General features: G+C 68.0%; 27 protein-coding genes. 21 read left to right on the top strand and 6 right to left on the bottom strand.

What is annotated here, in order from left to right; translation table 11 throughout:
• The first annotated feature begins 52 nt into the window (after positions 1-52).
• The 15 genes from ACFFN1_RS03015 (at position 53) to ACFFN1_RS02945 (ending at position 12,084) form a co-directional block, all read left to right on the top strand.
• Positions 53-376, top strand: coding sequence for a hypothetical protein (locus ACFFN1_RS03015; protein WP_376838473.1), 324 nt, complete (start codon positions 53-55; stop codon positions 374-376).
• Complete coding sequence (locus ACFFN1_RS03010) at positions 369-1,790, top strand: terminase large subunit domain-containing protein (protein WP_376838471.1); 1,422 nt, start codon at positions 369-371, stop codon at positions 1,788-1,790. The genes ACFFN1_RS03015 and ACFFN1_RS03010 overlap by 8 nt, the downstream gene beginning before the upstream one ends.
• Positions 1,791-1,866: 76 nt before the next feature.
• Positions 1,867-3,036 (top strand): phage portal protein, encoded by a 1,170-nt coding sequence (locus ACFFN1_RS03005; RefSeq protein ID WP_376838470.1) that lies wholly within the window; start codon positions 1,867-1,869, stop codon positions 3,034-3,036.
• Positions 3,029-4,630, top strand: a complete 1,602-nt coding sequence (locus ACFFN1_RS03000; RefSeq protein ID WP_376838468.1) for a phage major capsid protein — start codon at positions 3,029-3,031, stop codon at positions 4,628-4,630. The genes ACFFN1_RS03005 and ACFFN1_RS03000 overlap by 8 nt, the downstream gene beginning before the upstream one ends.
• Positions 4,627-4,938 (top strand): hypothetical protein, encoded by a 312-nt coding sequence (locus tag ACFFN1_RS02995; RefSeq protein WP_376838466.1) that lies wholly within the window; start codon positions 4,627-4,629, stop codon positions 4,936-4,938. Before ACFFN1_RS03000 ends, ACFFN1_RS02995 begins: the two co-directional genes overlap by 4 nt.
• A 3-nt stretch (positions 4,939-4,941) precedes the next feature.
• The gene (locus ACFFN1_RS02990) at positions 4,942-5,307 is read left to right on the top strand and encodes a hypothetical protein (protein ID WP_376838464.1); all 366 of its coding nucleotides are present in this window, start codon (positions 4,942-4,944) and stop codon (positions 5,305-5,307) included.
• Between the two features lie 13 nt (positions 5,308-5,320).
• On the top strand, positions 5,321-5,755 hold the full coding sequence (locus ACFFN1_RS02985; protein WP_376838462.1) for a hypothetical protein: 435 nt from the start codon (positions 5,321-5,323) through the stop codon (positions 5,753-5,755).
• Positions 5,755-6,141 (top strand): hypothetical protein, encoded by a 387-nt coding sequence (locus tag ACFFN1_RS02980; RefSeq protein WP_376838460.1) that lies wholly within the window; start codon positions 5,755-5,757, stop codon positions 6,139-6,141. The genes ACFFN1_RS02985 and ACFFN1_RS02980 overlap by 1 nt, the downstream gene beginning before the upstream one ends.
• An 11-nt stretch (positions 6,142-6,152) precedes the next feature.
• Positions 6,153-6,449, top strand: coding sequence for a hypothetical protein (locus ACFFN1_RS02975; RefSeq protein ID WP_376838459.1), 297 nt, complete (start codon positions 6,153-6,155; stop codon positions 6,447-6,449).
• Positions 6,450-6,552: 103 nt separating this feature from the next.
• A complete protein-coding gene (locus ACFFN1_RS02970) occupies positions 6,553-9,117 on the top strand; it encodes a phage tail protein (protein WP_376838457.1) in 2,565 nt (854 codons plus the stop codon).
• On the top strand, positions 9,114-10,400 hold the full coding sequence (locus ACFFN1_RS02965) for a hypothetical protein (protein WP_376838455.1): 1,287 nt from the start codon (positions 9,114-9,116) through the stop codon (positions 10,398-10,400). Before ACFFN1_RS02970 ends, ACFFN1_RS02965 begins: the two co-directional genes overlap by 4 nt.
• Positions 10,397-10,864 carry a hypothetical protein gene (locus ACFFN1_RS02960; protein ID WP_376838453.1) on the top strand — a complete coding sequence of 156 codons (468 nt, stop codon included), beginning with the start codon at positions 10,397-10,399 and terminating at the stop codon, positions 10,862-10,864. The genes ACFFN1_RS02965 and ACFFN1_RS02960 overlap by 4 nt, the downstream gene beginning before the upstream one ends.
• Positions 10,865-10,880: 16 nt before the next feature.
• The gene (locus ACFFN1_RS02955; RefSeq protein WP_376838452.1) at positions 10,881-11,591 is read left to right on the top strand and encodes a peptidoglycan-binding domain-containing protein; all 711 of its coding nucleotides are present in this window, start codon (positions 10,881-10,883) and stop codon (positions 11,589-11,591) included.
• A gap of 17 nt (positions 11,592-11,608) precedes the next feature.
• On the top strand, positions 11,609-11,896 hold the full coding sequence (locus ACFFN1_RS02950; RefSeq protein WP_376838450.1) for a hypothetical protein: 288 nt from the start codon (positions 11,609-11,611) through the stop codon (positions 11,894-11,896).
• Positions 11,893-12,084, top strand: a complete 192-nt coding sequence (locus ACFFN1_RS02945; RefSeq protein ID WP_376838448.1) for a hypothetical protein — start codon at positions 11,893-11,895, stop codon at positions 12,082-12,084. The genes ACFFN1_RS02950 and ACFFN1_RS02945 overlap by 4 nt, the downstream gene beginning before the upstream one ends.
• Positions 12,085-12,355: 271 nt before the next feature.
• Here the strand turns inward: ACFFN1_RS02945 and ACFFN1_RS02940 are convergent, their stop codons facing one another.
• Complete coding sequence (locus ACFFN1_RS02940) at positions 12,356-13,165, bottom strand: tyrosine-type recombinase/integrase (RefSeq protein WP_376838446.1); 810 nt, start codon at positions 13,163-13,165, stop codon at positions 12,356-12,358.
• A gap of 781 nt (positions 13,166-13,946) precedes the next feature.
• On the opposite strand from ACFFN1_RS02940, the gene ACFFN1_RS02935 reads away from it, so the two are divergent.
• From ACFFN1_RS02935 to ACFFN1_RS02920, 4 genes are all read left to right on the top strand, one after another.
• Positions 13,947-14,993, top strand: a complete 1,047-nt coding sequence (locus ACFFN1_RS02935; protein ID WP_376838444.1) for a YeeE/YedE family protein — start codon at positions 13,947-13,949, stop codon at positions 14,991-14,993.
• Positions 14,994-15,085: 92 nt separating this feature from the next.
• Positions 15,086-15,310, top strand: coding sequence for a sulfurtransferase TusA family protein (locus ACFFN1_RS02930; RefSeq protein ID WP_376838442.1), 225 nt, complete (start codon positions 15,086-15,088; stop codon positions 15,308-15,310).
• 150 nt (positions 15,311-15,460) lie between these two features.
• Positions 15,461-16,372 (top strand): universal stress protein, encoded by a 912-nt coding sequence (locus ACFFN1_RS02925; RefSeq protein ID WP_376838440.1) that lies wholly within the window; start codon positions 15,461-15,463, stop codon positions 16,370-16,372.
• A gap of 83 nt (positions 16,373-16,455) precedes the next feature.
• Complete coding sequence (locus ACFFN1_RS02920) at positions 16,456-17,985, top strand: RNB domain-containing ribonuclease (protein WP_376838438.1); 1,530 nt, start codon at positions 16,456-16,458, stop codon at positions 17,983-17,985.
• A 12-nt stretch (positions 17,986-17,997) separates the two neighbouring features.
• Here the strand turns inward: ACFFN1_RS02920 and ACFFN1_RS02915 are convergent, their stop codons facing one another.
• The 5 genes from ACFFN1_RS02915 to ACFFN1_RS02895 all read right to left on the bottom strand — a co-directional run bounded on the left by ACFFN1_RS02915 (position 17,998) and on the right by ACFFN1_RS02895 (position 22,492).
• Complete coding sequence (locus tag ACFFN1_RS02915) at positions 17,998-18,630, bottom strand: TetR/AcrR family transcriptional regulator (RefSeq protein WP_376838436.1); 633 nt, start codon at positions 18,628-18,630, stop codon at positions 17,998-18,000.
• A 10-nt stretch (positions 18,631-18,640) separates the two neighbouring features.
• The gene (locus ACFFN1_RS02910; RefSeq protein WP_376838434.1) at positions 18,641-19,534 is read right to left on the bottom strand and encodes a hypothetical protein; all 894 of its coding nucleotides are present in this window, start codon (positions 19,532-19,534) and stop codon (positions 18,641-18,643) included.
• A 90-nt stretch (positions 19,535-19,624) separates the two neighbouring features.
• The gene (locus tag ACFFN1_RS02905; protein ID WP_376838432.1) at positions 19,625-21,091 is read right to left on the bottom strand and encodes an ABC transporter ATP-binding protein; all 1,467 of its coding nucleotides are present in this window, start codon (positions 21,089-21,091) and stop codon (positions 19,625-19,627) included.
• Positions 21,092-21,215: 124 nt separating this feature from the next.
• The gene (locus ACFFN1_RS02900) at positions 21,216-21,911 is read right to left on the bottom strand and encodes an energy-coupling factor transporter transmembrane component T (RefSeq protein WP_376838430.1); all 696 of its coding nucleotides are present in this window, start codon (positions 21,909-21,911) and stop codon (positions 21,216-21,218) included.
• Entirely contained in the window at positions 21,911-22,492 is a 582-nt protein-coding gene (locus ACFFN1_RS02895) for an MptD family putative ECF transporter S component (RefSeq protein ID WP_376838428.1), read from the bottom strand. Before ACFFN1_RS02895 ends, ACFFN1_RS02900 begins: the two co-directional genes overlap by 1 nt.
• A gap of 168 nt (positions 22,493-22,660) precedes the next feature.
• Here ACFFN1_RS02895 and ACFFN1_RS02890 point away from each other — a divergent pair, with 168 nt between their 5' ends.
• Together ACFFN1_RS02890 and ACFFN1_RS02885 are read left to right on the top strand one after the other, a co-directional pair.
• Positions 22,661-24,274: a carboxyl transferase domain-containing protein gene (locus ACFFN1_RS02890; RefSeq protein ID WP_376838426.1), complete on the top strand. Its 1,614-nt coding sequence runs from the start codon at positions 22,661-22,663 to the stop codon at positions 24,272-24,274.
• Positions 24,274-26,274: an acetyl/propionyl/methylcrotonyl-CoA carboxylase subunit alpha gene (locus ACFFN1_RS02885; RefSeq protein WP_376838424.1), complete on the top strand. Its 2,001-nt coding sequence runs from the start codon at positions 24,274-24,276 to the stop codon at positions 26,272-26,274. Before ACFFN1_RS02890 ends, ACFFN1_RS02885 begins: the two co-directional genes overlap by 1 nt.
• Positions 26,275-26,283 lie beyond the last annotated feature (9 nt).

Below are 26,283 nucleotides of genomic sequence, written 5' to 3'. Positions count from 1 at the left end.
CAAAACCGCCCGGCCCACACCCCCGAATCGACCCCGGAAAGGAGGCCCCAAAATGGCCGAAATGCTCCCAGGTTTGGATGACTTTCGCGCGAAACCCAAGGAAGTCGGCCCGTTGGAGGCGTCGACGACCAAAACGATCGACAAGCTGCGTGCCGGTGGCTGGATCACCGACGAGAACGAACACCTCGCCGCCCTGGCGATCGGCACCGCCCGCGACTACGACCACATGGAGCGCACCAAGGCCTACGGCGTCGCTCAGATGACTCAGGCAGTCGCCAAAGTGTTCGAGATGCTGCCCGCGCCCGAGGCTGCCGGTGCCTCGTCTGAGTTCGACAAGCTGCTTGAGACCATGAGTGGGATCGACGGTGATGCCTGACGCGCCGCCGCCTGGCATCCGGCCAGGAGTCCCGACCTACGCGACGCCCAGGGATCCGGCATGGCGCACCGAGGGCGGCAAGATCGCCGCTATCGCCAAGGCCCTCGGCAAACCGCTCATGCCTCATCAGCGGCACATCGTCAACGTCGCAGGCGAGTACGACGAGCACGGATACCGGTACCAGACGATCGTCGTCACCGTGCCACGGCAGTCCGGCAAGACCACTCTCGTCGGCCCGGTGCAGGCCACCCGCGCGCTCATCCACCCTGGCCGCGAGCTGTTCTTCACCGCTCAGACCGGCAAGGACGCCCGCCGCCGCTTCGCCGACTTCACCAAGCTCTGGGTCAACTCCCCGCTAGCCCCGATCGGCAAGGTGCGCCGCAGCGCGGGCAGCGAGGGCCTGATCCTCCCCGAGAACGGCAGCGCCGTCAACGTGTTCGCCCCCACCGACACCGCCCTGCATGGCGAGACCCCGTTCACCGTGACCGTCGATGAGTTCTGGTCACTCGACGAAGCCGAGGGCAACACGCTCAAGGGCGCGATCGAACCCGGCCAGATCAGCCTCGGCAGGTGGTGTCAAACATGGTGGATCAGCACAGTCGGCACCGAATCGTCGACGTTCATGAACCAGATGATCGAGACCGGACGCGCCGGTGCAGACCCCAGCATGGCGTACTTCGAGTGGTCGCTGCCTGACGGCCTCGACCCCTGGGACGAAACAAACTGGTGGTTCCACCCCGCGCTGGGCCACACGATCACAATCGACGCGCTGCGCAGACAGGCCGACCGCATGGCTAACGCGCCCGCCGAGTGGGAACGGGCGTTCATGAACCGCCGCCCGAAGCACGAGGACACACCACTGATCCCGGACTTCGACACCCTGAGAACCGACCAGAAGCCACCCGGCGGCCAGCCGGTCGCCCTCGGGTTCGACATCGCTATCGGCGACGCCTACTCCGCGATCGTGGCTGCCTGGATCGACGAGGACGAGAACTCGAACATCCGCGTGGTCAAACAGGCACCCGGTTCATGGTGGCTGCCTGGCGAGGTCGAGCGCCTCGCCGAGGTGCTCCGGCCCGCCGTGATCGTCGCCGACAACGGCGGCCCCACGAAATCGGCGATCGACGCGCTCGAACGCCGCGCCCGAATCGAGCTGACAACCCTGAGCATGTACGACCGCTCCGTCGCCGACATGGACTTGATCCACGCCGGGCGGATCACCCGCGACCTCATCCACGACGGCACCGACGCCCTCGCCCACGCGTTCGCCCTGGCCCGCTCCCGCACCACGAACGGCGTCGAGACGATCAACCGCGATAAATCACCCGGCCCGATCCCCGCCGTCATCGCATCCTCGGCAGCACTGTGGGCCGTCAAGCACCTCGACACCCGACCCAAACTGCAAATGTGGTGACATCCAACAGCACCTCATGACACCGACCAGGCTGCCCGGCTTCACACTCCGCCCGCTGCTGGTCTGTCATGGCTGCATGAGCTTCACACAGTGGATCATCGACCGGATCGCAGGCGGCGCACTCACCCGCGCTGCCGAATCGGTCGCCACACCGCCCGGCGTGCTGCCACCGCCGCGCAGGGCTGCAGGCTCCACCGTCACATCAGCCGAAGCCACGAGCGTGCCCGCCGTCTACCGGGCCGTACAAATCCTGGCCACCAGCGCAGGCCAGCTGTCCCTCGACGTGGAACGGCGCGGCTCCGTCATCGCCGAGACGACCTCGCTCGTGCGCCGCCCCAACGTCGACATGAGCCGTGCCGAGTTCATCGAATCTGTCGTGATCAGCCTCGCCCTGACCGGTAACGCCTACCTCATGCGCCACACCCACGCAGGCGAGACGATCAACCTCGAACCGCTCAACCCGCACCACGTACACGTCACCGTCGACGATCACAAGCGCGTCACCTACCACTACGAGGGCAAGACCTACGACCGCACCCGTATCCAACACCTCAAGCTGCTGCCGGGGCTGCCTGGCACCCTGACCGGCCTCGGCCCGATCCAGGCCGCGCAGTCCACGCTGCGTTCGACCCTCGACATGCGCGAGCACCTCAGCCGGTGGTTCGTCGACACCGGCCAGCCGTCTGGCATCCTCACGTCAGATCAGGCGATCACCGGTGACGAGGCAGCCGCGATCCGCAACCGGTGGAACGGCCTCGACGACGACGGCCAGCCCCTCGACCAGACCGCCAACCCGACCGGCATCAAAACCCTCGGCAAGGGCTTCGACTACAAGCCGATCCTGCTCACCCCCAAGGACGCGCTCTGGATCGACGCCCAGGCGTTCTCCGTGACCGAGGTCGCCAGACTGTTCGGCGTGCCCTCGTCGCTCATGCTCGTCACCCTCGACGGCAACTCCCAGACCTACAGCAACGTCGAACAGGACTGGCTGGCGTTCGTCCGCTTCACCCTCATGGCCTATCTCCGCCGCATCGAGGACGCCCTGACCGAGTTCACCCCCCGCGGTCAGACCGTGCGCTTCAACATCGAAACACTGCTGCGCTCGGACACCAAAACCCGATACGAAGCCCACCAGCTCGCCCTCACCGCAGGGTTCATGACCGTCGACGAGGTGCGCGCGATCGAGAACCTGCCCACCCTCGACCCCGCCGACCTGCCGACCGCAAAGGACATCAGCAATGCCTGACACCCTCACCCGCGACCAGATCGGCGCACGCCGCGACATGGACGTCCACATCCGCGCCAAGGCTGACGGGCGCGGCTTCACCGGCATCGGCGTGCCCTACGGCGAAGAAATCGAGCTGTGGGGACTGCGTGAACGCTTCGAACCAGGCTGCGTCGAACTCGACATGGACGGCGTGCCCTCCCTCGTCCTGTGGCGGCACGACGAACCCATCGGCAAGATCACCGCAGGCCGCGACACCGAGACTGGCTTCGAGATCGAGGCCAGCCTGTCGGCCACCGAGCGAGGCCGCGAAGCCGCGATGCTGCTCGACGACGGCGTGATCACTCGCTTGTCGATCGGGTTCGTGCCGATCGAGTGGCGCATCGAGCACGACGAGGACGCCGACACCGACGTGATCGTCCACACCAAGGTAAGGGCGCTTGAGTTCTCACTGGTGCCATTCCCCGCCTACGCCGGTGCCACCGTTCAATCCGTCCGCCACCGCCCCACACCACCCGAACAGTCTGAGAGGACATCCGCAATGCCCGAGACACTCACCCGCGACGACATGACCGCAGCCCTCACCCCACTCACCGAGGGCCTCGACGACCTCGAACGCCAGCTCAACCTGCTCGCCGCAGGTGGCAGCTCGGCCCCGAACCCAGGCCGCAACTGGCGATCCATGGGAGAGTTCCTCAAGGCCCTCGCCTCCGGTGACGAGTCCGCTGCCGAGTTCCACCGCGCATTCACCGGCGCGACGACCGCCGACGACCTGACCAAGGACAACTTCGTCGGCAACTTCATCAAGTTCGTCGACGAGCGCCGCAAGCTCATCAACACGTTCGCCCGCGACACCCTGCCAGCCCAGGGCATGACCGTCGACTTCGTGCGCCTCGAGGGAGACACCCTCAAGGCGGGCAAGCAGACCAAGGAGGGCGCAGACCTGCCCGGCCCCGGCAAGGTCAACCTCAAGGCCGACAACGAGGCGATCGACACGTTCGGCGGCTGGACTGAGCTGTCCCGGCAGCTCATCGAACGCTCGACGGTCAACTACCTCAACCTCGTGCTCAAGGCCCTCGGCATCAAGTACGCCAAGGCCACCGAGGAGGCGTTCCGCGCCAAGCTCACCGAGGTCATGACCGCCCGCGACTCGGACGCGCTCACCCTGCCCGCCAAGGCCGACTACACCGACTGGCTGACCTCGATCGTCGACGCGGGCCAGGCCTACGAAGAATCGGGAATGGAGCTGCAGGGCCTGCTCATGTCCCCGGACTGGTTCAAAGAACTCATGACCGTCGAGGCTGCCGACGGCCGCCCGATCATGAGCGTCTACGGCCAGGGCACGAACGTGATCGGCCAGGTCGACCTGCCCAAGGGAGAGGGCAACCTGACCAGCGTGCCAGTCAAGGTGCTGTGGGGAGAGACCGGCAAGGCCACGTTCTTCGACTCCGCTGCCCTGCAGACCATGGAATCGCCCGGCGCTCCGGCACAGCTGCAGGACGAGAACATCGTCAACCTCACCAAACAGTTCTCGATCTACGGATACGCCGCGTTCATCGACCCGTTCCCGCAGGGCATCGTCCCGGTCAAGAAGACCTCAGCGGGCGTCCCATGATCACCGCTGACCGGCTGCTAACCCACGTCAACGCCTCGGCAGGCGAACACGCGTTCGCCGCCGAGTGCGTCGACCAGGCTGCAGCACTCGTCGACGCCCGCGTCCGGGACTATCCAGTCCCGGAAGCGGTCGCCGACCGCGCCCGCCTAGAGGTGGCAGCCGACCTGTTCTACCGGCGCACCGCCCGCAACGGCATCACGTCGTTCGATCAGGCAGACGGCCCGGCCTCGACCGTGCGGATCAACCGCGACCCCATGGCTGCAGCTAACCCGATCCTCCGTCCCTACCTGCCACCGGCGATCGGCTAACGCATGGACTCCCACGCCGCAGCCGAACTCGCCACCGAAGCCGCCGACGCCCTCGACGACACGGTGACCGTGACCACCGACTTCACCGTCGCATCGAACACGGTCACCGCAGGCGGCACCGCCGTGCTCATCGACCCGCCACAGATCGAGTTCCCCACGACCTCGGCAGCCGAAACCACATGGACGCTCTGGATCGCCTCGGGACGGGCCGACCACGCCGAGGCATGGCAAGACACCGCCGACACCCTCACCGCTCTCGTCAAGGCCCTCGGCATCGACGACGCACGCCCCGGCACGTTCAAACCGAACCACGGCCCCGGCGTCACCGCCTGGGCAGCCACCCTAACCCGGTCATACGACCTCATCTGAAAGGACAACCATCATGGCAGTCAAGGCAGACCAGCTCGGCCCCGGCATCCTCAAGTTCGGCACCACCGGCAGCGAGGGCGAGTTCTCAAGCCAGGTCACCAAGGTCGAACTCGCCCCCGAGTTCGACCAGGACGACAACATCCCCGTACTCTCCGGCGAGGAGGTCGCCGGTGACTCCACCGAGTCCTACACCCTCACTGGCGAGTTCCTGCAGGACTACTCCGGCATGACCTCGCTGCTCGTCTGGTGCAAGAAGCACGCCGGGAAGCAGATGAAGTTCGAATACGTGCCCTCCAAGTCCGGCGGCCTCAAGATCACCGGTGAATGCGTCATCCGCCCCGTCAAGATCGGCGGCGACGTCAAGAAGCGCAACACCACCGAGTTCGAGTTCAAAGGCGTCGGCGACTGGACCCCGGCAGCCTACACCGGCGACTCCAAGCCAGAATAATGGCTGGCACCCCGCCCCTCGTCAAGGTCGAGGGCGCGCGTCGCCTACGCGCCACGCTCAGGCGTGCAGGCGACGACTTCAAAGACCTCAAGGACGCCCACGCCAAGGCTGCCGCGATCGCCGCCGACGCCTCAGCCGCGCTGGCCCCGGTGCGCGAGGGCACGCTGCGCGAGACGATCCGATCGTCTGGCACCAAGACGGCAGGCATCATCCGCGCCGGTTACGCCAGCGTGCCATACGCCCCGCCGATCCACTGGGGCTGGCCCGCCCGCTCCATCACCGCCCAACCGTTCCTGTCGGACGGCGCGCGCGACTCCGAGGGCCGCTGGCTCCCGGTCTACATGCGCACCGTCGACGGCATCATCAACCGAGTCGAAGGACTCTGAAAGGACACACCATGCAGAAGGTCTACAGCGTCGTCGAGCTACAGGACGGCTCGATCCTCCCACCCGAACGCATCACCCTGCCCGATCGCATCCGCTACGAAACCGCCGCCCGCGCCAACGGCTGGAACGCCGAGACCACCCCGGTGACCGCTCAGGCGTTCCTCGCCTGGGCCGCAACCGAGCGCGCCGGTCACCACACGCTGCCCTGGGACGAGTTCATCACCACGGCAGTCGAAGCCACCGCCACCCAGGACGAGGAACAGCCGACCGTCCCCCCTACGCATCCGGCACCTATCGCCGGTTCCTGATCGCGCTCATGCTGCGCACCGGCCTGCCGCTGCGCGAGCTTGAGACGCTCGACGACGCCACCATCGCCACGATCGAACAGCTGCTAGAGGAGGAAGCCGAGGAATGAGCAAAACCGCGATCCTCGCCGTTCGGATCATCGGCGACGCCAAGGGCGCAACCCAGGCGACCCAGGCCACCTCCGCGGCCATGGACAAAATGAAGATCGTCGCCGCTGCTGCAGCGGCGGCGATCGGCGTCATGACCAAGAAAGCGATCGACAACGCTGGCGACCTCGAACAGTCCACCGGCGCAGTCGAGGCCGTATTCAAAGATCACGCCGACGCCGTCAAGGGCTGGGCATCCGAGGCCGCCACATCACTCGGGATCACCCGCAACGAGTACCAAGAACTCGGCACGCTCATCGGCTCCCAGCTCAAGAACGCGGGCGTGGCCATGGACGAGCTAGGCCCCAAAACGAACGAACTCATCGGCCTCGGCGGTGACCTGGCAGCGATGTTCGGCGGCACCACCCGCGAGGCCGTCGAGTCGATCAGCTCGGCCCTCAAGGGTGAACGTGACCCGATCGAGAAGTACGGTGTCAGCCTGAAACAGGCCGGGATCGACGCCAAGGCAGCCGAACTCGGGTTCAAAAAGGTCGGCGGTGCGTTCGACCAAGAGGCGCAAGCGGCGGCGACGCTGGCGCTCATCATGGAACAGACCGGCGACGCACACGGCGCGTTCGCCCGCGAGACCGACACCTACGCCACCCGCGTGCAAATCCTCAAGGCCCAGATCGGAGATCTATCGGCAGCCTACGGCCAACTACTGCTGCCCGCCGCGACCGCAGTCGTCGGCTACATCTCCGAACAGATGATCCCCGCCCTGCAGCGCCTCGTCGACGCCGCAGCCCTACTCCAAGACGGCGCATCCACAACCGACATTGTGGCCGCCCTCGGCCTGTCCGACACCTCACCGATCGGCGCTGCCGTCGCCGGTATCGTCGACTGGCTGCGCGGCCTCGGCGACACGATCAGCAATCTCACCGGCGGCCAGATCGGCGGCCTGGTTGCGGTCATCGCTGGCCTCGTGCTGCGCTTCACCCCACTGTCCGGGATGCTCGCCGGGTTCGCCGGTGCCCTAGCCGGTCTGCTGACGCCCGTGAACCTCATCATCGGTGGCCTAGCCGCGCTGTACCTCGGCTCCGAGACGTTCCGGGACTCCGTGAACGACCTCGCAGGCGTACTCGGCGGCGTCATCGGAGACCTCGCCACCCAGCTCGGCCCCATCGTCGCCGACCTCGCCACCCAGCTCGGCCCCGTGCTCTCCGGTATCCTCGGAGGCCTCGGCGACGCCCTGGCCGGGCTGCTCGACCAGATCGCGCCCGTCGTCTCCGAGCTAGCCGGCACCCTCGGCCCAGCCCTGGCTGAACTCGCCTCGACCGCGCTGCCGCCGCTGCTCGACGCACTCACCACCCTCGCCCCCGTCATCGGGGAAGTGCTCGGCACCGCCCTATCTGCAATCGGCGACATCATCACCACCCTCGCCCCGGTCATCGGCGAACTCGCATCTGCCCTGGCCCCTCTCATCGGCCAATTCGTCGAACAGCTCGCCCCGGTACTCACCGACCTCGCATCGGAACTGCTACCGGTCGTCTCCCAGCTGCTCCAAGGACTCGCCCCTGTCGTCTCCGAGCTGCTCACCGCGATCGCCCCGCTCGTGACCGAACTCATCGACGCGCTGGCCCCGGTCCTCGAACAGCTCGCCCCGCTCGTGACCGAACTCATCGACGCGCTCACGCCGGTGGCCGAATCGGTCGTGCCCACCGTCATATCCGTCATCAGTGCGCTCGTGCCGATCGTCGCCGCCCTGGCCCAGCGCTTCATCACGATCGTCGAGGTGCTGGCCAGCCTGCTCGTGCCCGCCCTGCAGATCGTCGTCGGTGCCGTGCAGGTCGTCGCCGGTGTCCTCACCGGAGACTGGGCTATGGCCTGGGAGGGCGCAAAGGGCATCGTCACCGGTGCCGTCGACCTGATCAAGAACCTCGTCGTGGGCCTCGTGCGCCTGTTCATCGCCGAGGCCAGGCTGCTGCTCACCCCGATCGCCGACGCTCTGCGCAACGGCTGGCAGCGCGGCGTCGACGCCACCCGCACCGGCATCGCCCGCGTACTCGACTTCGTGACCGGGCTGCCCGGACGCATCACCTCGGGACTCGCCCACATCGGCAGCGTCATGGCAGGCATCGGCCGCGACCTCATCGACGGACTCACCGGCGGAATCCAAGACATGGCCCAACGCGCCGTCGACGCCGTCTCCGGCGTCGTCGGCGACGCGATCACCAGTGCGAAGAACCTACTCGGCATCGCCTCGCCCTCACGCGTATTCGCCACGATCGGCAACCAGACCGCCGCAGGCTACATCAAGGGCATCACCGGGATGACAGGCCGCGTGCAAAGCGCAATGGCCGACATGATCGCCCCACCAACCCCGGCAGCAATCAAGCTGCCTGCCGTCACCACCCCGGCCACCCGGCAAGGACAGGCAGCCGCAACGAGTGGCCCAACCGTTGTGTTCGAGCCAGGCGCGATCACCGTCACCGGCGCGTTCGACCCCGAAGAAACCGGCAGGCAGCTCGTCGACACCCTCGACGTGTTCTTCCGCAGGCGCGGGATCGCATGGAGGCCAGCATGATCTGGCCGAACATCACCCTCGGCGGGCAAGCATTCTCATACGCAGCCAGTAGCACCCGCCCCTACGCGATCGGCCCGATGACACTCACCGTCAACAACGGCACCGCGATCGGCGCAGTCCGAGACCTCACCGCCACGTTCAGCTTCATCGACGAACGCGGCGCTCAAGACTGGCTCCACGAAGGCGCCGCCGCTGCCGTGGATGTGCAGATGCCCGGACACACGGTGCAAGCGCTGAGAGGCACCATCACCGAAATCACCGTCACGCGCGCCCCGGCCACCCGCCGCAACCCGCAGCGCCGAGGCATCCGCGCGACCGTGAGCTGCTCAGTAGGATCGCCAGCGATCCGCCACATGCACAGCAACGGAGAAATCGCAGCGCTGCCCCTCGGATTCTCCGGCGCAGCCTCGAATGTCCGAGCGATCATCGCCCGGATCACCGGCCAGTCCTGGTCGCTCTCAATGCCATCGAAACCGCTCATGGATCACGGCATCCTGGCCAGCCAGCTCTCAGACGGGCAGACGCTTCACGAGCTCATCAGCTTCGTCGCCGAGGCCAACGGACACCGCGCCTGGGTTCAGGTCACCCCGACCAGCCGCCGAATCGGGTTCATGCTCGCCCGCGCCAACGCCCCGGCATCGCACCGAATCCCGGCGAAATACGTCGAGGACGCTGGCGAGATGTTCACCAACAAGCAACGCACCACCCCGAACATCGTCACCGTGACACACGTCAACGACCAGCCCAGCGGTGACCCGAACGACAACGGCACCAAAGTCCACGAAGTGCGCTTCGAGGACGGCCCCGCTGTCAAAAAATACGGCGCGATCGTCGAGAACCACGCCGTGCGCCTGTTCGGACGCAAATCAGCAACCTCACTTGCCGGTCAGCTCATCCAGCGCCCGCGCATCCGGTGGACACTCGACAAGATCAAGGTGCTGCTCGATCCCGCCCTCGACGCAGGCGAACCCGTGCACACATGGCTCAAGGCCATCTTCGCATTCGGCCACGAGCTGCCAACATTCCACGTCGCCGGTATCCCGTCCCTGGCCGGGCTGCCGACACTCGTCGGCGGAATCGCCGACAAAGCGGTGCTGACGATCAACCCTTCCCCGACACGCTCAGGCCCCCGCCGCGCCGTCCTCGAACTCGACCTCGGAACCGGCGACGTCTTCCCTACACCCGGCAACTTCCCGCCCGAACCTGAACCGCCACCCGCCTCGACCTGGGCACGGCACACCGGCACCTGGCAAGCGACAACAACCGAGTGGAGAAACTCATGAGTGGAACAATCGGCACCGTGCCCTACGTCGAGGGCACTGACAAGATCAGCGCCTATCCTGCGCTATCCAAGACAATCGCTGAACGCATCAACAGCTCAATCACTGCCGCCACCAAGGCGCAAAGCGAAGCATCTAGCGCCGCCAGAGTTGCCGGTCATGCAGCACTCAGAGTCAAGAATCTTGAGCCAGTCGATTCGCAAGGAGTTTTCGGAGCCGCGTTCGATCTTGACTCCGTGACCGAACCCGGTGAGCGGTTCGGCGGCGTCGCAAAGAGTGCCAAGCTCGCAACTCAGGTCGCCATGTGGACGCTACGCACATATCGCGGGCATGACTTCACGATCCAAGTGCTTGACGGCATCCCATACTCAGGCACCGGGCAGTCCTCTGGCAGGCCGAAGCGGTGGCACCGCTTCGTCGTCGCAAGCACTGGCATCGCCGCCGCGACCTGGCAAGAGTTCGTCTGAAAGAGGAGAAAAGAACATGGCATGGCACCTAGCTCCATCCCTCGCCCAGCTGCGCGCCGAGGTCAACGCCCGCTGGCCGAACCGCTCCAAAGCCAGCGACGGCACCATCGGAGACCGAGCACATGCAGCCCGCAAGTCGGATCACAACCCCAACAGCCGGGGGAGCGTGAACGCGATCGACATCACCGCCAAGGGAATCGACACCGGCGCGCTCATCGCCGCCGCCAAACGTCACCCCAGCGTCCGCTACATCATCTTCGACCGGCAGATCATGAACCGCGACATCGGCAACTGGCGGCCGCGCCGCTACAGCGGATCGAATCCGCATACGCAGCACGTCCACATCTCGATCTATCAGCGTGCCTCGGCCGAGAATGACCGCCGCAGCTGGGGAATCGCCGACGCCGAGGCACCGCAGCCTCAGCCGAAGCCGCGGCCGAAGCCCGCGGGGACAGCCCCGGCGTTCCCGCTGCCACGCGGCCACTGGTTCGGCGTCGAATCCCGCGACCCCCGCAACCATAGCGGCTACTATGCCCGCGACCGGGACGGCATCAGGCAGCTCCAGCAACGCCTCAAAGACCGTGGCTGGCGCATCAGCGTGGACGGACGCTACGGCCCCGCCACCCGCGACGTGGTGCGGAAGTTCCAGCACGAGAAGCGGCTGCGCGTCGACGGCGGTGTCGGCGCCCAGACCTGGGCAGCCCTGTGGGAGGCACCGATCACGTGACAGCGACGATCGACGATGTGACCGCGCTGCTCACGGCGCTCGGACTGCTCATCGGCGCACTGTCCGCCACCGCCGGGCGGGCCGCACAGTGCCTCTCGGACATCCGCCGCCAGAACGCCCGCCTGCAGTCCACCGCGACCAAGACGGAGCGCCGCCAGGTCGACGTGAACCAGAAGATCGACCGACTCAATGAGCTATTGCTCGACCACATCACCATGACCGACAGCCGCGCCGGGCGCATCGTGACCCGGCTTGACCACCAAGACGCGCGGTTGACCCGCCTCGAGGAGGAGAACAGGAAATGAGAACCCCATCACGCACCGTCACGACCGGATCGACCGCAGGCGCGCTCACCGTCATCGTCGTGTGGGCAGTCACCGCGATCTGGCCGTCCCTCGACATACCGCCCGAGGTGTCCTCGGCGTTCACGCTGCTTGTCACCGCCGCCGCCGCGTGGATCGTGCCCGATCCCGAGCGCCGACCCGCGCACTAGGGCGCGGAAGTCGTCACCGGCCCCTAGACCGTGATCGGCGCGCGCCCGCGCGTGACCATCGATTGCGCGGAGACGCAACTGTGGAAAGCTACAAAGAAAATCCGACTAGCACACGTGTCAAAGTGTGATTCCATACAATTAGATGAAACATCAACCACCGCGTTCGGTGCAGCGTGCTCGTCGTGGTCTCGGCAGCGGGGATGACCTCGGGGATGACCTCGGGAACACGACAAGGCCCCGGCTCATTGAGCCGGGGCCTTGTCGTGTGGGATCAGGCAGCTGTCGGTAGTCGCAGTGCGTCGATGCCCGCTTGCCGTGCGGCGGATGACACACGTGTATAGCGCACCGTCGATTGGATTGACTCATGGCGCATCAGCTCTTGAACGATGCGCAGATCGACTCCGGCGTCAAGCAGACTCGTGCCGTACCAGTGCCGGAGCTGGTGGGCGGTGCCCTCAATCCCGGCGCGCTGCATCGCGCGGCCGATGAGCGTGCCGACCGACCCCGCCCGCACATGTCCGCCGGACGCAGACGGGAACCACCATCCGCGCGCCGGGAAGTCATGAATGTGTGCGTGCTCTGAGATCGCCTCATGCACCGGGATCATGGCCGTCTGGTTGCCCTTGCCGGTGACGATGAGCGTCCCAGCCGCCAGGTCGACGTCCTGACCGCGCACCTGCGCGATCTCATGCACACGCAGCCCAGCTGCCGCAGCAAGCAGAATCATCATGCGGGTGCGAGGCCGCTGCGCAGCGGCGATGAGCTTCGGCAGCTGGTGATCTGCCAAGGGCCTGGCCTCCGCTTTCGGGCGGCGCGGTGAGGGCACCGACCGCATCGGGTTCGAGGTGCGAAGTTCGACGGTTTGCAGCCAGTCGAAGAACGCTTTGAGGTGGCCGAAGTATGTGGCGCGGCTGGCGGCTGAAACGTCGAGGTCGGCCAGCCAGCGGACGATCTCATCTGCGGTAATGCCGTGCCACGTGGACGCAGTGGCACTGAGGCAGGCAGTCGTTCGGTCTACACGCTCTTGGATCGTCCGTGGCGATAGTGAGCGTGCCGTCATCCACGCGGCCCACATCGTCATGACTGAGTGTAACTTGAGGTCTGACATGGGGCGATGCTATGCCGCGCGATGATGGAGCTGGGGACGAGCGTCCAACTTGTAATAAGAAGGTCGCCGGTTCGATTCCGGCAGGAGGCTCGAAATAAGGCCCCTGACCAGTGGAAATGCTGATCAGGGGCCTTCGTGTTGATGCTCAGCAGGACTGCGACTCTGCTGATGTTGACTGTGACACAGTCGGAATATTTCGGCGGTCGAGTCTGCTATGGTCATCACCGTCCGCAGTCACCGGACTCTCAGATGGTGCGGGACCGCCCGCACCCTGCTCACCACGCTCGTCAGAAGGGAGAACCGCCGCGATGTTCCGCCTGCACCTGTTCTCCCGCCGCGTCATCGATCTGATGTACGTGTGCACTTCCGGCTGTCGTTCCTGACATCTCTACGCCGCCCCGGCATGCCGGGCACCGCTGTGCCCGCCCCGGGCAGGATCCATCTGCCCTCCGTCGCCGCCCGCGGCTGTCTGTTGCGCCCCTGATGCGCTCTGTCAGCAACGCCGAATCACCTCAGCTCACACTCAGCCCACCGCCGCCGACTCCTCGGCGGCAACCGCTGTGCTGAGCTGCCTCCTGCGACGCTGCAGTGCCATCCGGTGACCGCGACACCGAATCCTCTCCCACTCCGCCGAACCGCCGGCCGCACATTCAGCAACGGCCGTACATGGCCGCACGCCACACTGGCCGCACATGCCCCGTGCGCCCGACAGACCAGGCCAGCTGGCGCCTCGGCAACGGATCAAAGGACTTTCATGATCATCACCGGACTCATCGTCGGCCTCGTGTTGGGCTTCGTGTTCCAGCGCGGCCGCTTCTGCGTCACCGGCGCCTTCCGCGACGTCTTCCTCGCCGGCAACACCCGCTGGTTCTCCGCGTTCATCCTGCTCATCGCCGTCCACGCCGTCGGCCTCATGACCCTCAACACCCTCGGCATCATCACCCTGGAATCGAGCCCGTTCCCGTGGGTGGGCTCGATCGTCGGCGGCTTCATCTTCGGCTCCGCCATCATCCTCGCTGGCGGCTGCGCCACCGGCACCTACTACCGCTCCGGCGAGGGGCTCGTCGGCAGCTGGTTCGCCCTCATCTTCTACGCCCTCTTCTCCGCCATCATGAAGGGCGGCCCGCTGGCCGACTTCACCGAGCGGGTCCGCGACATCACGATCAAACCCGGCGGCCTGCCGCAGACCTTCGGCGTCTCCCCGTGGGTGTTCGCCATCCTGCTCGCCGCCGTCGCCGCGGTCCTCGTCGCCCACCACCAGCGCAAGTCCAAGACCCCGCTGGCCACCCTGCCGCCGCGCAAGACCGGCCTGGCCCACCTGCTGACCGAGAAGCGCTGGAACCCGTTCGCCACCGCCGCGGCCATCGGCGTCATCGCCACGATCGCCTGGCCGCTGTCGGCTGCCACCGGCCGCAATGCCGGCCTCGGCATCACGACCCCGTCGTCGAACCTCGTGCAGTACCTTGCGACCGGCGATGTCGAGCTCGTCGACTGGGGCGTCATGCTCATCCTCGGCATCCTCGGCGGCTCCTTCATCGCCGCGAAGGCCTCCGGTGAGTTCCGGCTGCGGGTGCCCGACGCGCCCACGGTGCTCAAGTCGATCGGCGGCGGTGCACTCATGGGCGTCGGCGCTGCCCTCGCCGGCGGCTGCACCGTCGGCAACGCGATGGTCGAAACAGCCCAGTTCAGCTACCAGGGATGGGTCTCGCTCATCTTCATGATGCTCGGGACCGGGCTGGCAGCCAAGCTCACGATCAAGCCGGCCAGCGCCTCGGCCCCGGCTGCGACCGTCGCCGCCTGACCCGGCTGCGCAGTCTGCACCGGCCGCGAGGCCGCACCCACACACCTCAACCACACACTGACAACCACGCACCGACACAAGGAGAGAGAACCATGCAGCATGTGCTGGAGACCGACGGACTCGTCTGCCCGTTCCCGCTCGTCGAAGCCAAGGACGCGATGAGCGGCCTGAACGACGGCGATGAGCTCGTCATCAACTTCGACTGCACCCAGGCCACCGAGGCGATCCCGCAGTGGGCCGCCGACAACGGCTACCCGGTCACCAACTTCGACCGGACCGGGGATGCCAGCTGGACGATCACCGTCCAGAAGGCCTGAACCGCCTCGGGCCCGGCTGGGGCTGTCAGGTGCCGTGCGCTCACGCCACCTGACAGCCCCGCTGGCTGTCCGCTTGCCTCACCGACCAGCCCGCCCGCTAGCCCGCCCGCTCTGTCCGCCGGCGGTGCGACGCGGTAGGGTACGCAGTGAGTGAGTGAAACCGAGGCAGGTGCGATGCAGATCAACGGCGACATCATTGTCGGAGTCGACGGCTCCGAAACCTCATGCGAGGCTGCGGCCTGGGCGCTGAAGGAATCGCGCCGCTCCGGCCAGCCGCTGCGCCTGGTCTCCGTCGCCTCCGCCGCCCACCCCGCCTCCGCTGACCATGCCGCCGCCCGCACCGCCGCCGAGGAGGCGCTCGCCTCCACCGGTCAGCGGCTCACCGAGCTCATGGCCGGGCAGGAGCGCCCGGCCGCCTTCAGCACCGAAGTCCACGACGGCGACCCTGCCGAGGTGATGGCCGAGCTCAGCGAAGAGGCCGGCCTGCTCGTCATCGGCCACCACGGCTCCGACCAGCCGGCCACCGGACGGATCGGCACCGTGAGCGCCGGCGTGCCCGGTCATGCGCTCAGCCCCGTGCTCATCCACCGGGCCGTGCGCGGCAGCGAATTCGACTCCGTCGACGTCCACCCGCGCGGGGAGACCGGCGTCGTCGTCGGCCTCGACACCTCCGACTACTCCGGGGTGGCCGCCCTCAACGCGGCCAGCTATGCGGTGGACACGAACGCGAACCTGCACATCATCGTCGGCACCGCACCGCTCGACGGCGATGAGCTTGCCCGCGCGCAGACCGAGCTCGATATGACCTGGCTTCGTTCGCACTTCCCGGGTCTGCGCGTCGACGCCGCCTACCACGATGCCGAGCCGGTTGAGCTGCTCATCGAGCAGTCCCGGACCGCCGATATGCTCGTCATGGGCAAGCGCGGCCTGGGCCGCTTCGCCAGCATGCTCGCCCAGCTCGGCCGCACCACCTCCCGCGTGCTGCCGGCAGCGGAATGCTCGCTGCTCGTCGTGCCGTTCCGCGACGACCCCAAGCTCGCAGACCGCCGCATCGCCGACTGACGCCCCGCGCGGGCGGAGTAGCGAAACCGCGCGGACGGGCAGGAACCCGCCGCGCGCAGGCGGGCCCGCGGTAGTCTGGCCTCATGCTCACGAGCCTGCACCTGCCCAGCTCACTGACACCTCGGCGCCGGGAACCGGCACCCGGGCCGCTCGCAGCGAAGCTGCAGGCCGCCTACACTCGGCTCGCCTCGGGTCTGCCGGAGGAATACCCGGCCGAGGCGCTGGCCGAAGCCGAGGCGGCGGTCGCCGAACTCGGCGACGACCCCTTCGCCACCGGCCGCGACGGCATCACTGCAGAGCGCATCGACCTGCGCGAGATCCCCTTCGTCACGATCGACCCGAAGGGCGCGACCGACCTCGACCAGGCCATGCACCTGAGCGTGCTCGGCGCAGGTGCGCAGGCGCCCGCAGACGGCCCGGCGTTCCGGGTGCGCTATGCGATCGCCGATGTCGGACGGTTCATCACCCCTGGTGGGCGACTCGACCGGGAGACCCATGCGCGTGGGCAGACGATCTACCTGCCCGACCGGCGCATCCCGCTGCACCCGGAGATCATCTCCGAAGGCGCTGCCTCCCTGCTGCCCGGCGTCGACCGGGCTGCCTATGTCTTCACCGTCGAGCTCAACGCCGACGGCACGATCCACAGTCAGGAGCTCGTGCGCGCGGTTGTGCGCTCACGCACCCAGCTCGACTACGACGCCGTCCAGGCGGATCATGATGCCGGCCGAGCCCTGCCGGAGACGATCGCCTGGCTGCCCGAGATCGGCGCTGCGCTGCAGGCAGACGAAGCAGCCCGCGGCGGCATCGACCTCGCGATCCCGGACCAGGACGTCGTCGAGGCCGATGGTGACTATACGCTGACCTACCGGCCGCGGCAGGGCATCGAAGATGCGAACGCCCAGATCAGCCTGCTCGCCGGGCGGGTCGCGGCGAATCTCATGCTGGAGGCCGGGCAGGGCGTGCTGCGCACCATGCCGCGGCCCAAGGATGAGACGATCGCCGACTTCCTCGCGATCGTCGCCGGCCTCGGCTTCCCCGCTGATGCGCCGTATCAGGACGTCATCCGCAGCATCGGCCACCAGGAGCGCAATCCGCGCGCGCTCGCCGTGCACTACGCTTCGCCGTCCCTGTTCCGCGGTGCTGGTTACACGCTCATCAGCGAGGATGCTGCCGACAGCGAGCTGCTGCAGGCTGCTGTCGGGGCGCCGTATGCGCATACGACCGCGCCGCTGCGCCGGCTCATCGACCGCTATGTGCTGCCGCTCGCCGAGGCCGCCAGCCGCGGAGCCGAGCCGCCGGCCTGGGCGCTCGCCGGGCTCGAGGAGCTGCCGGAGGTGATGCAGAAGTCCGGGCAGCGCGCCAGCCAGATCGACCGGCAGGTCATCGAGTACACGGAGGCGATCCTGCTGGCGGAGCGGATCGGCGAGGCGTTCGACGGGGTGTTCGTCGGCTCGCGGACGACGAAGAGCGGCACCCGGCTCGTCGAAGTGCATGTGCCCGAACCTGCCGTCGTCGTGTGGGCTGAGGGCGAGGCGCCGGTCGGCGAGCCGGTGCGGATCCGGCTGCGCGCAGCCGAGCCCGAGGCGGGCAAGCTGTTCTTTGACGTCGTCTGACCTGCCGCCGGGTCAGGCGGAGCCCGCCAGCCCGAGTGCGGCGCGTGCGCCAGCGAGCAGCTGAGAGCGTACGACGGCGTGGTCGATGCGCCGGGCGACATACGGCGTCGAGTTGATCATGCCGAACACCGCATGCACGCGCACCGTCGCGGCCTCCGGGCTGAGATCCGGCTCCAGGCCGGTGAGCTGCTCGGCCCACAGCGTGACGTACTGACGCTGCAGCTGCCGCACGCGGTGCCGTGCCTCATCGGGCAGGGCCGTGAAGTCGCGATCCTGGATGCGGATGAGCTCAGGCTCGCGCACAGCGAAGTCGACATGGAAGTCGATGAGCCGGCCGATGAGATCCGCCGTGCCCGAGGCGCCGGTCGCCTCGGCGAGAAGCGCGCGCCCGCCAGCGTGCAGGTACTCGGAGATCCCGACGAGCAGCTCGGTGAGGATCGCTTCCTTCGAGGCGAAGTGCCGGTAGACCGCCGGACCGGAGATCCCCGCCCCGGTGCCGATGTCCTCGATGCCGACGGCGTGGAACCCGCGCCGGGCGAACAGCCCCTTGGCCGCCTGCAGGATCGCCTCCCGCCGCTGTGCCTTGGCAGCAGCGCGCGCACCTACGGCAGGGGAGGCGGCAGTCGGGACGGCCGAAGCATTCATGGCCGACAGCCTAACTCAGTGAGTCGCCGCTAACCGAATCGTTCCGGCGGGCCTGCTGCAGGCTGGCGAAGGTCGCCGCGTTGATGCGTCCGCGCTCCAGATCGATGCGCGCGCGGGCCTGCGGGCTCGGATGGGTGAGCGCGGCGCTGAGATCGAGGGCAGCATCGGTGCGGCGGCTGAGTCGGTGGAAGCCGATGACGAGCATGACGGCCGCGATGATAAGCGGCAGGGCCACCGCAATGATGCCGGCGATCGCCAGCACGGGATGTCCGGCGGTCATGAGCGTGGTCGCCACGAGCCCGCCGACCATCGCGATGATGACGGCGGTGGCGTAGTGCATCCGGGCGTCCCCGGTGCTCAGCGATGCGCTCGTCGGCAGCCCGTCGAGGCCGCGCTCCAAACGCCCGGGCTTCCGTGTGGCCCATTCGAGAGCGGCGGTGAGGACGACGCGCTGCCAGCGGGCGGTGCCCCACACTGCGGCTACCCGGATGACGGCGGCCAGCATGAGCAGGCAGAAGCCCACGGCGACCGCCGCGCCGCCGAGCATCCGCGTCTCCACCGCAAAGAGGAACGGCGGCACCTCGGGAAGGTAATGCTCCATGAGCGCGAGGGACACGGCGCCCGCCATGAGCAGACACCAGAGGATCGCGACGCCGCCGAACGTGCGGCGCAGGAGGCGGCTGCGGCGCTCGTGCCTGCCGGCGACGGCGGCGAGCACGGCCTGCAGCTGGCGCGCCTCCGCCTCGCGCAGGTCATCCGGACTCGGCGCGGCCGCCTCGGCGCGGCGCGCCTGCGCCAGCTCGGCGACGGCACGCGTTCGGTCGGTATGGCCGAATGCGCGCAGCAGCTGAGCGTCGCTGAGAGCGGCGACGACCAGCTGTGCATCGGCGTGGAAGATGTCCATGGCTCCACACTATGGCGCACCGGCAGTGTCAGCGGATGCACCCCTGTGGCAGGACTGTCACAGAGCGCCGCCGCCCGGTTTCCGCGCGGGTCAGGGTGCGGCGGTCAGGGGTGTCAGCTCGACGATGCGGTCGGCGCAGGCGGTGATGAGCTCGCTGTCGTGGGTGATGACGATGACGGTGCGCCCGGTGTCGGCGAGGCTGCGCAGCACGCCGGCGACGCGCTCCATATTGCGCAGATCCAGACCTGAGCTCGGTTCGTCGAGGATGATGACGGAGCGGTCCTCGGCGACGGCCTGGGCGATCGCCAGCCGCTGCATCTGCCCGCCGGACAGCGACTGCGGGTGCCGCTGCGCATAGTCTTCGAGACCGAACTCGGCTAGCGCGGCATGCGCCCGCTGCTCATCGGCGCCGAGGGTGAGCTCCTCGGCCGCCGAGGAGGTCAGCAGCTGACGGTGGACTTCCTGCATCACGAGTGCGGTGCGGGCGCGCCGCCGCCGAGGCGGTTGCACCTGGCCGTCGATGCGCACCGTGGCACCGCGGGTGCGCAGCAGCCCGCACACAGCGTGTGCGAACGTCGTCTTGCCGGCGCCGTTGGGTCCGACGAGCGCGTGGACGCGCCCGGGCGCGAAGTGTGCGTGAGCGATGTCGAGGACGCGCCGACCGCCTCGGGACAGGCGCAGATTCTCCACCTCCAGGCCGCCAGGCTGCTGGCCGCCAGGCTGCCGGTCACGGGTAGTGGCAGGCGGCTGCGCTGCAGCCGGTGCGTGCAGCCGGGCGCGGGGCAGGTCCGGCAGGGTCGGTGACGTCAGCGTGCGCAGCCCGAGGCGGCGGCGCTGCGTCGTGTCCTGCGCCCAGAACTGCTCTGCTGTCATCTGCTCGATGATCTGGCCGTGGTCGACGACGAGGACGCGGTCGATGAGCCCGCGCAGGAAGTGCACCCGATGCTCGGCGATGAGGAAGGTCTGCCCGCGGGCGCGCAGGCGGCGCAGGTGCTCGGTGAAGCGCTCGATCGCCAGCGGGGAGAGGTTCGACGTCGGTTCGTCGAAGCACTGGACTGCCGGGGATTCGACGAGGGCGGCCGCGCAGCACACGAGCTGCTTCTCACCGCCGGAGAGCTCAGCGGTGCGGCGCTCGAGCAGGTCGGAGATGCCCGACTCCGCGGCTGCGGCCACGACGTCGTGGCGCAGCTGGTCGGCCGGCCGGCCCTGATTCTCACCGGCGAAGGCGAGTTCGGAGGCGACTTCGGTGGAGAAGAACTGCGCGCGCGGGTTCTGGAACACCGTGGCGACATGGGCGGCGGTCTCATACAGCGGGCGCTGGGAGACGTCATGGCCGTCGACGGTGACCTCGCCGGTGAAGCGTCCGGAGTGGAACTGCGGGATGAGACCGCTGAGCGTGCGCAGCAGGCTGCTCTTGCCCCCACCGGAGGGGCCGCAGATGAGCACGCCCTCCCCGGCCTGGATGGTCTCGCTGATGCCGTTCAGGCACGCGACGTCCTCTGAATGCGCAGCGCTGGCAGGTGCGTCGTCGGTGAGCTCAGCGTAGGCGAACGACACATCCTTCCACACCACCGCCTCGGGGTCGGAAGGCGAGTGCGCATGTGTGCCGGCAGCGCCGTGCTCGGGGACGCTGGGAGGGGGCGGCGAGGCGCTGATGGCGAGTTCCTTTCAGTCGGTGCGCTCAGACGGTGAGCATGAGTGCGGCGGGGATGAGCCCGAGTCCGGCCCACAGGAGGTCGGCGCCGGTGAAGCCGATCGGCGCGATGCTCGTCGGACGCACCGCCGTACCGTCGGCCGGCCGGCGGGCGCCGAGGCCGCGGGTCAGCGATGCGGCGGTGAGCTCGTCGCCGATGCGCAGCACGGAGGTGATGAGGGGAGCGAGGACGTATTCGAGTGCGGTGAGCGGGCCGAGGCGGCTGCCGCCGCGGAGCCGGATCGCGGCGATGATCGCCCGGCCCTCGGCGGCCACGGTCGGGATGAACCGGTAGGTGACGGCCACCGGCAGCACGAGCGCCTCCGGCAGCCGGAGTGCGCGCAGTCCTGCGATGAGCTCGCTGCCGCGGGTGGAGGCGTAGAAGACGAGCGCGAGCCCGACCGGCAGCGTGTACTTCGCCGCGACGAGCAGCCCAACTCCGATGGTCGTGGCGACCGGATGGGCGAGCAGCACGAGCCCGGCACCGGCTGCGCTGAGACCGATGTACGCCGCCGTGAGGCCTGCGAGCATGCCCCAGCTGCGGAACCAGGCGAGCCCGGCCGCGCACAGGACGAAGATCGCCGCGGCCACGGCAGCCGGTCCCGGCATGAGCGCGAGGATGCCGAGGACCATGAGCAGACCGAGCTTGGTGCGCGGATCCGCATTGCCCAGGCGGCGCTGCATCAGGCCACGACGCCGGCGCGGCGGAAGTGCTTGCGGGTCATGCGCACACCGAGCCAGCCGCCGAGCAGCGCACAGACGAACATGAGCCCGGCCAGCGCGGCGACCATCGGAGCCGAGAACAGCTCGCGCATGCCCGCAGCGTACTCCGGGCCCATCTGCGCGGAGATCTCATCGAAGTACGACTGCGAGTTCCACACGATCGGCAGCAGTGCGCCGTCGTTGAACTGGCTGAAGACCCCGGCTGAGACGATGACGCCGGCCGTGCTTGAGTACTTCGTCGCGTACATGATCGCCTCGCAGATGACGGCCACGACCACAGATGAGGCGAGCGTGAGCGCCGAGTGCCCGGAGATGAACATCAGCAGCCCGAGGACCATGACGAGGATCGAGATGAGTCCGGGACCGTGCACGCGGGCGAGGAAGACCGCGAAGATCAGGCCGTTGGCGATGGCCATCAGCGGCAGCGAGACGAACATCGCAGCAGGTGAGAACACGCCGAGCATGCCGATGCCGAAGGAGCTGACGAGCAACAGGGCAGCGAAGATGCCGACCGAGATGAGGTCGCGGGGGTGGAACGACACTATGAATCCTTACGCATATTAATTGATAGGTGAGTCTTACCTTAGCACCGCAGATGCCGGTGGCCTCGTCGGGGTCCAGGGCTGGCTGTTGTGTTGTCCCTCACGTCCAAGGTTCGCTACCATAAGACTCGGTTAACGATCATTAACTGAACTGTCGGGAGATCACATATGCCAGTCATCGGCTCACCGGTCAATCCCGCCACCGCAGAGGCCAACGCGTCCGCCCACGCCGAGCTCATCGCCGAGCTGCGCCAGCGGATCGAGGCCACTGCCCGCGGCGGCTCTGAGAAGTCACGCGAGAAGCACCTCGCGCGCGGCAAGCTGCTGCCGCGTGACCGCGTCGAGAACCTCCTCGACCCCGGCTCGCCGTTCCTGGAGCTCTCCCCACTGGCCGCCGGCGGCATGTACGACGATGCGAGCCCGGGGGCGGGCATCATCACCGGCATCGGCCGGGTCGCCGGCCGCGAATGCGTCATCGTCGCCAATGACGCCACTGTCAAGGGCGGCACCTACTACCCGATGACGGTCAAGAAGCACCTGCGCGCCCAGGACATCGCCCGCGAGAACAGGCTGCCCTGCATCTACCTCGTCGACTCGGGTGGTGCGAACCTGCCGAACCAGGACGACGTGTTCCCCGACCGTGAGCACTTCGGGCGGATCTTCTACAACCAGGCGACCCTCTCGGCCGCCGGAATCCCGCAGCTGGCCGCCGTCATGGGCTCGTGCACCGCCGGCGGCGCCTACGTCCCGGCGATGGCCGATGAGTCGATCATCGTCCACGAGCAGGGCACGATCTTCCTCGGCGGCCCGCCCCTGGTCAAGGCCGCCACCGGCGAGGTCGTCAGCGCCGAAGAGCTCGGCGGCGGCGCCCTGCACTCGCGCACCTCCGGTGTCACCGACCACCTGGCCGCCAACGACTCCCACGCCCTGGAGATCATGCGCGACATCGTCTCCACCCTCGGGCCCAAGGACGCCCCGGCCTGGCAGCGCACCGCGCCCGAGGCGCCGGTTCACGACCCAGCCGAACTCACCTCCATCGTGCCGACCGACTCGAAGGTCCCCTACGACGTCCACGAGGTCATCGCCCGGATCGTCGACGGCTCGAAGTTCCACGAGTTCAAGGCCGAATACGGCACCACCCTCATCACCGGCTTCGCCCGCATCGACGGCCACCCCGTCGGCATCATCGCCAACAACGGCGTGCTGTTCGGCGAATCGGCGATGAAGGGCGCCCACTTCATCGAACTGTGCGACCAGCGCGACACTCCGCTGCTGTTCCTGCAGAACATCTCCGGGTTCATGGTCGGCCGCGACTACGAAGCCGCCGGCATCGCCAAGCACGGCGCCAAGATGGTCAACGCCGTGGCCACCGCCCGCGTGCCGAAGTTCACCGTCGTCATCGGCGGCTCCTACGGTGCCGGCAACTACTCGATGTGCGGGCGCGCCTACAGCCCGCGGTTCCTGTGGATGTGGCCCAACGCCCGCATCTCCGTGATGGGCGGTGAGCAGGCCGCCAGCGTGTTGGCCACCGTCCGCCGCGACGCCCTCGAAGCCCGCGGCGAGGAGTGGCCGGCCGAGGCCGAAGCCGAGTTCAAGGCCCCGATCCTCGACCAGTACGAAGCCCAGGGCAACCCGTACTACTCGACGGCCCGCCTGTGGGACGACGGCATCATCGAACCCGCCGACACCCGCCAGGTGCTGGCCCTCGCCCTCGAAGCCTGCCGGTATGCGCCCCTTGCCCGCCCGATCGACGCGCCGGGCTACGGCGTGTTCAGGATGTGATGACCGTGAAGCTCTTCGACACAATCCTCATCGCCAACCGCGGCGAGATCGCCCTGCGCGTCATCCGCACCTGCCGGAAGCTCGGCATCCGCACGGTCGCCGTGTACTCAGATGCCGACGCCGAGGCGGCGCACACCCGGGCGGCCGATGTCGCCGTGCGACTGGGCCCGGCTGCCGCCAGCGAGTCCTACCTCGTCATCGACAAGGTCATCGCTGCAGCCCAGGCCACCGGCGCGCAGGCGATCCATCCCGGCTACGGATTCCTGTCAGAGAACGCGAAGTTCGCCCGCGCCTGCGAGGAGGCTGGCATCGTGTTCCTCGGCCCGACCGCTGAGGCGATCGAGACGATGGGGGATAAGATCACCGCCAAGCAGGCCGTGGCCAGCCACAATGTGCCGCTCGTGCCCGGCGTCTCCGAAGGCGGGCTGAGCAACGATGAGCTCGCTGCCGAGGCGGTGAAGATCGGCTTCCCGGTCCTCATCAAGCCCTCGGCCGGAGGCGGCGGCAAGGGCATGCACGCCGTGTTCGAGGAATCCGAACTGGCCGACAGGCTCGTAGCCGCCCGCCGTGAGGCGGCCAGCTCGTTCGGCGATGACACCCTGTTCCTTGAGCGCCTCGTCGCCACTCCGCGCCACATCGAGGTGCAGGTGCTCGCCGATGAGCACGGCAACGTCATCCACCTGGGCGAACGCGAATGCTCCCTGCAGCGCCGCCACCAGAAGGTCATCGAGGAAGCGCCCTCGGCGCTGCTCGACGAGACCACCCGCGCCCGGATCGGCGAGGCGGCCTGCAACACCGCCCGCTCGGTCGGCTACCGCGGTGCCGGCACGGTTGAGTTCATCGTCGCGGCCGATCAGCCCGATGAGTTCTTCTTCATGGAGATGAACACCCGCCTGCAGGTCGAGCACCCGGTGACCGAGGAAGTCACCGGCATCGACCTCGTCGAATGGCAGATCCGGATCGGCGCCGGCGAGGAGCTGACCCTCAGCCAGGAGGACATCAGCCTGGGCGGCCACGCGATCGAGGCCCGCATCTATGCTGAGGATCCCTCCCGCGGGTTCCTGCCCACCGGCGGGAAGGCGATCGACGTCGTCTTCCCGGAAGGGGAGGGCATCCGCGTCGATGCCGGCCTGGAGGCCGGGCAGTTCATCGCCTCGGACTACGACCCGATGATCGCCAAGCTCATCGTCCACTCCCCGGACCGCACGAGTGCCGTGCAGAAGCTCTATGACGCCCTCGGCCGCACAGCGGTGCCCGGGATCGTGACGAACATCGACTTCCTGCGCACCCTCATGAGCCGCGAGGACGTCAAGAACGGTGACCTCGACACCGGGCTCATCGACCGGATGAGCGATGAGGAACTCGCCCACGCCCCGGCAGAACTCGATCTGCTCTTCGCAGCCGTGGCGATCATCGACCGTGCCCAGCGGGCGGCCACCGCTGCCGGGGCGGCGACCGTCGACGGTGCCGACCCAGCCGGCGCCTCGGCGTGGGACCGGCCCACCGGCTGGCGCACCTCGCGCCCGGTCGAGGTCACGGTGCCGCTCGTGCACGCCGGAACCGACTACGAGGCGATCTGGCGCGGCGAGCAGGCGCGCTGGTCTGCAGACGGCGAGTGCCGCCTCGTGAGCGGCGGGCAGACCCACCGCGGGCGGGTCGCCACCGCCGGGGACACCGTATGGGTGATGAGCGAACGCGGCATCTTCGTTTTCACCCGACCGCAGGCCGACACCGCGCTCGATCCCGGTGCCGCCGGGGCGGACATCACCGCCCCGATGCCGGGCGCGGTCATCGATGTGCGCGCCGCTGACGGTGACGAGGTGTCCGCCGGCACCCCGGTCGTCGTCGTCGAGGCGATGAAGATGGAGCATGTGCTCACCGCCCCCGCCGACGGGATCGTGCATTTGAAGACCCAGGTCGGCGCCCAGGTCGCACTCGACGAGGTGCTTGCCACCATCGTCGACGCCGAAGCAGAAGAAGACAGCCAGGCAGAGAAGTAAGGATTCATC

The organism is Brevibacterium otitidis, assembly GCF_042429315.1.
GTDB lineage: Bacteria > Actinomycetota > Actinomycetes > Actinomycetales > Brevibacteriaceae > Brevibacterium > Brevibacterium otitidis.
The sequence above is the reverse complement of the archived record's forward strand: the minus strand, read 5'-3'. Positions and strand labels throughout refer to the sequence as shown.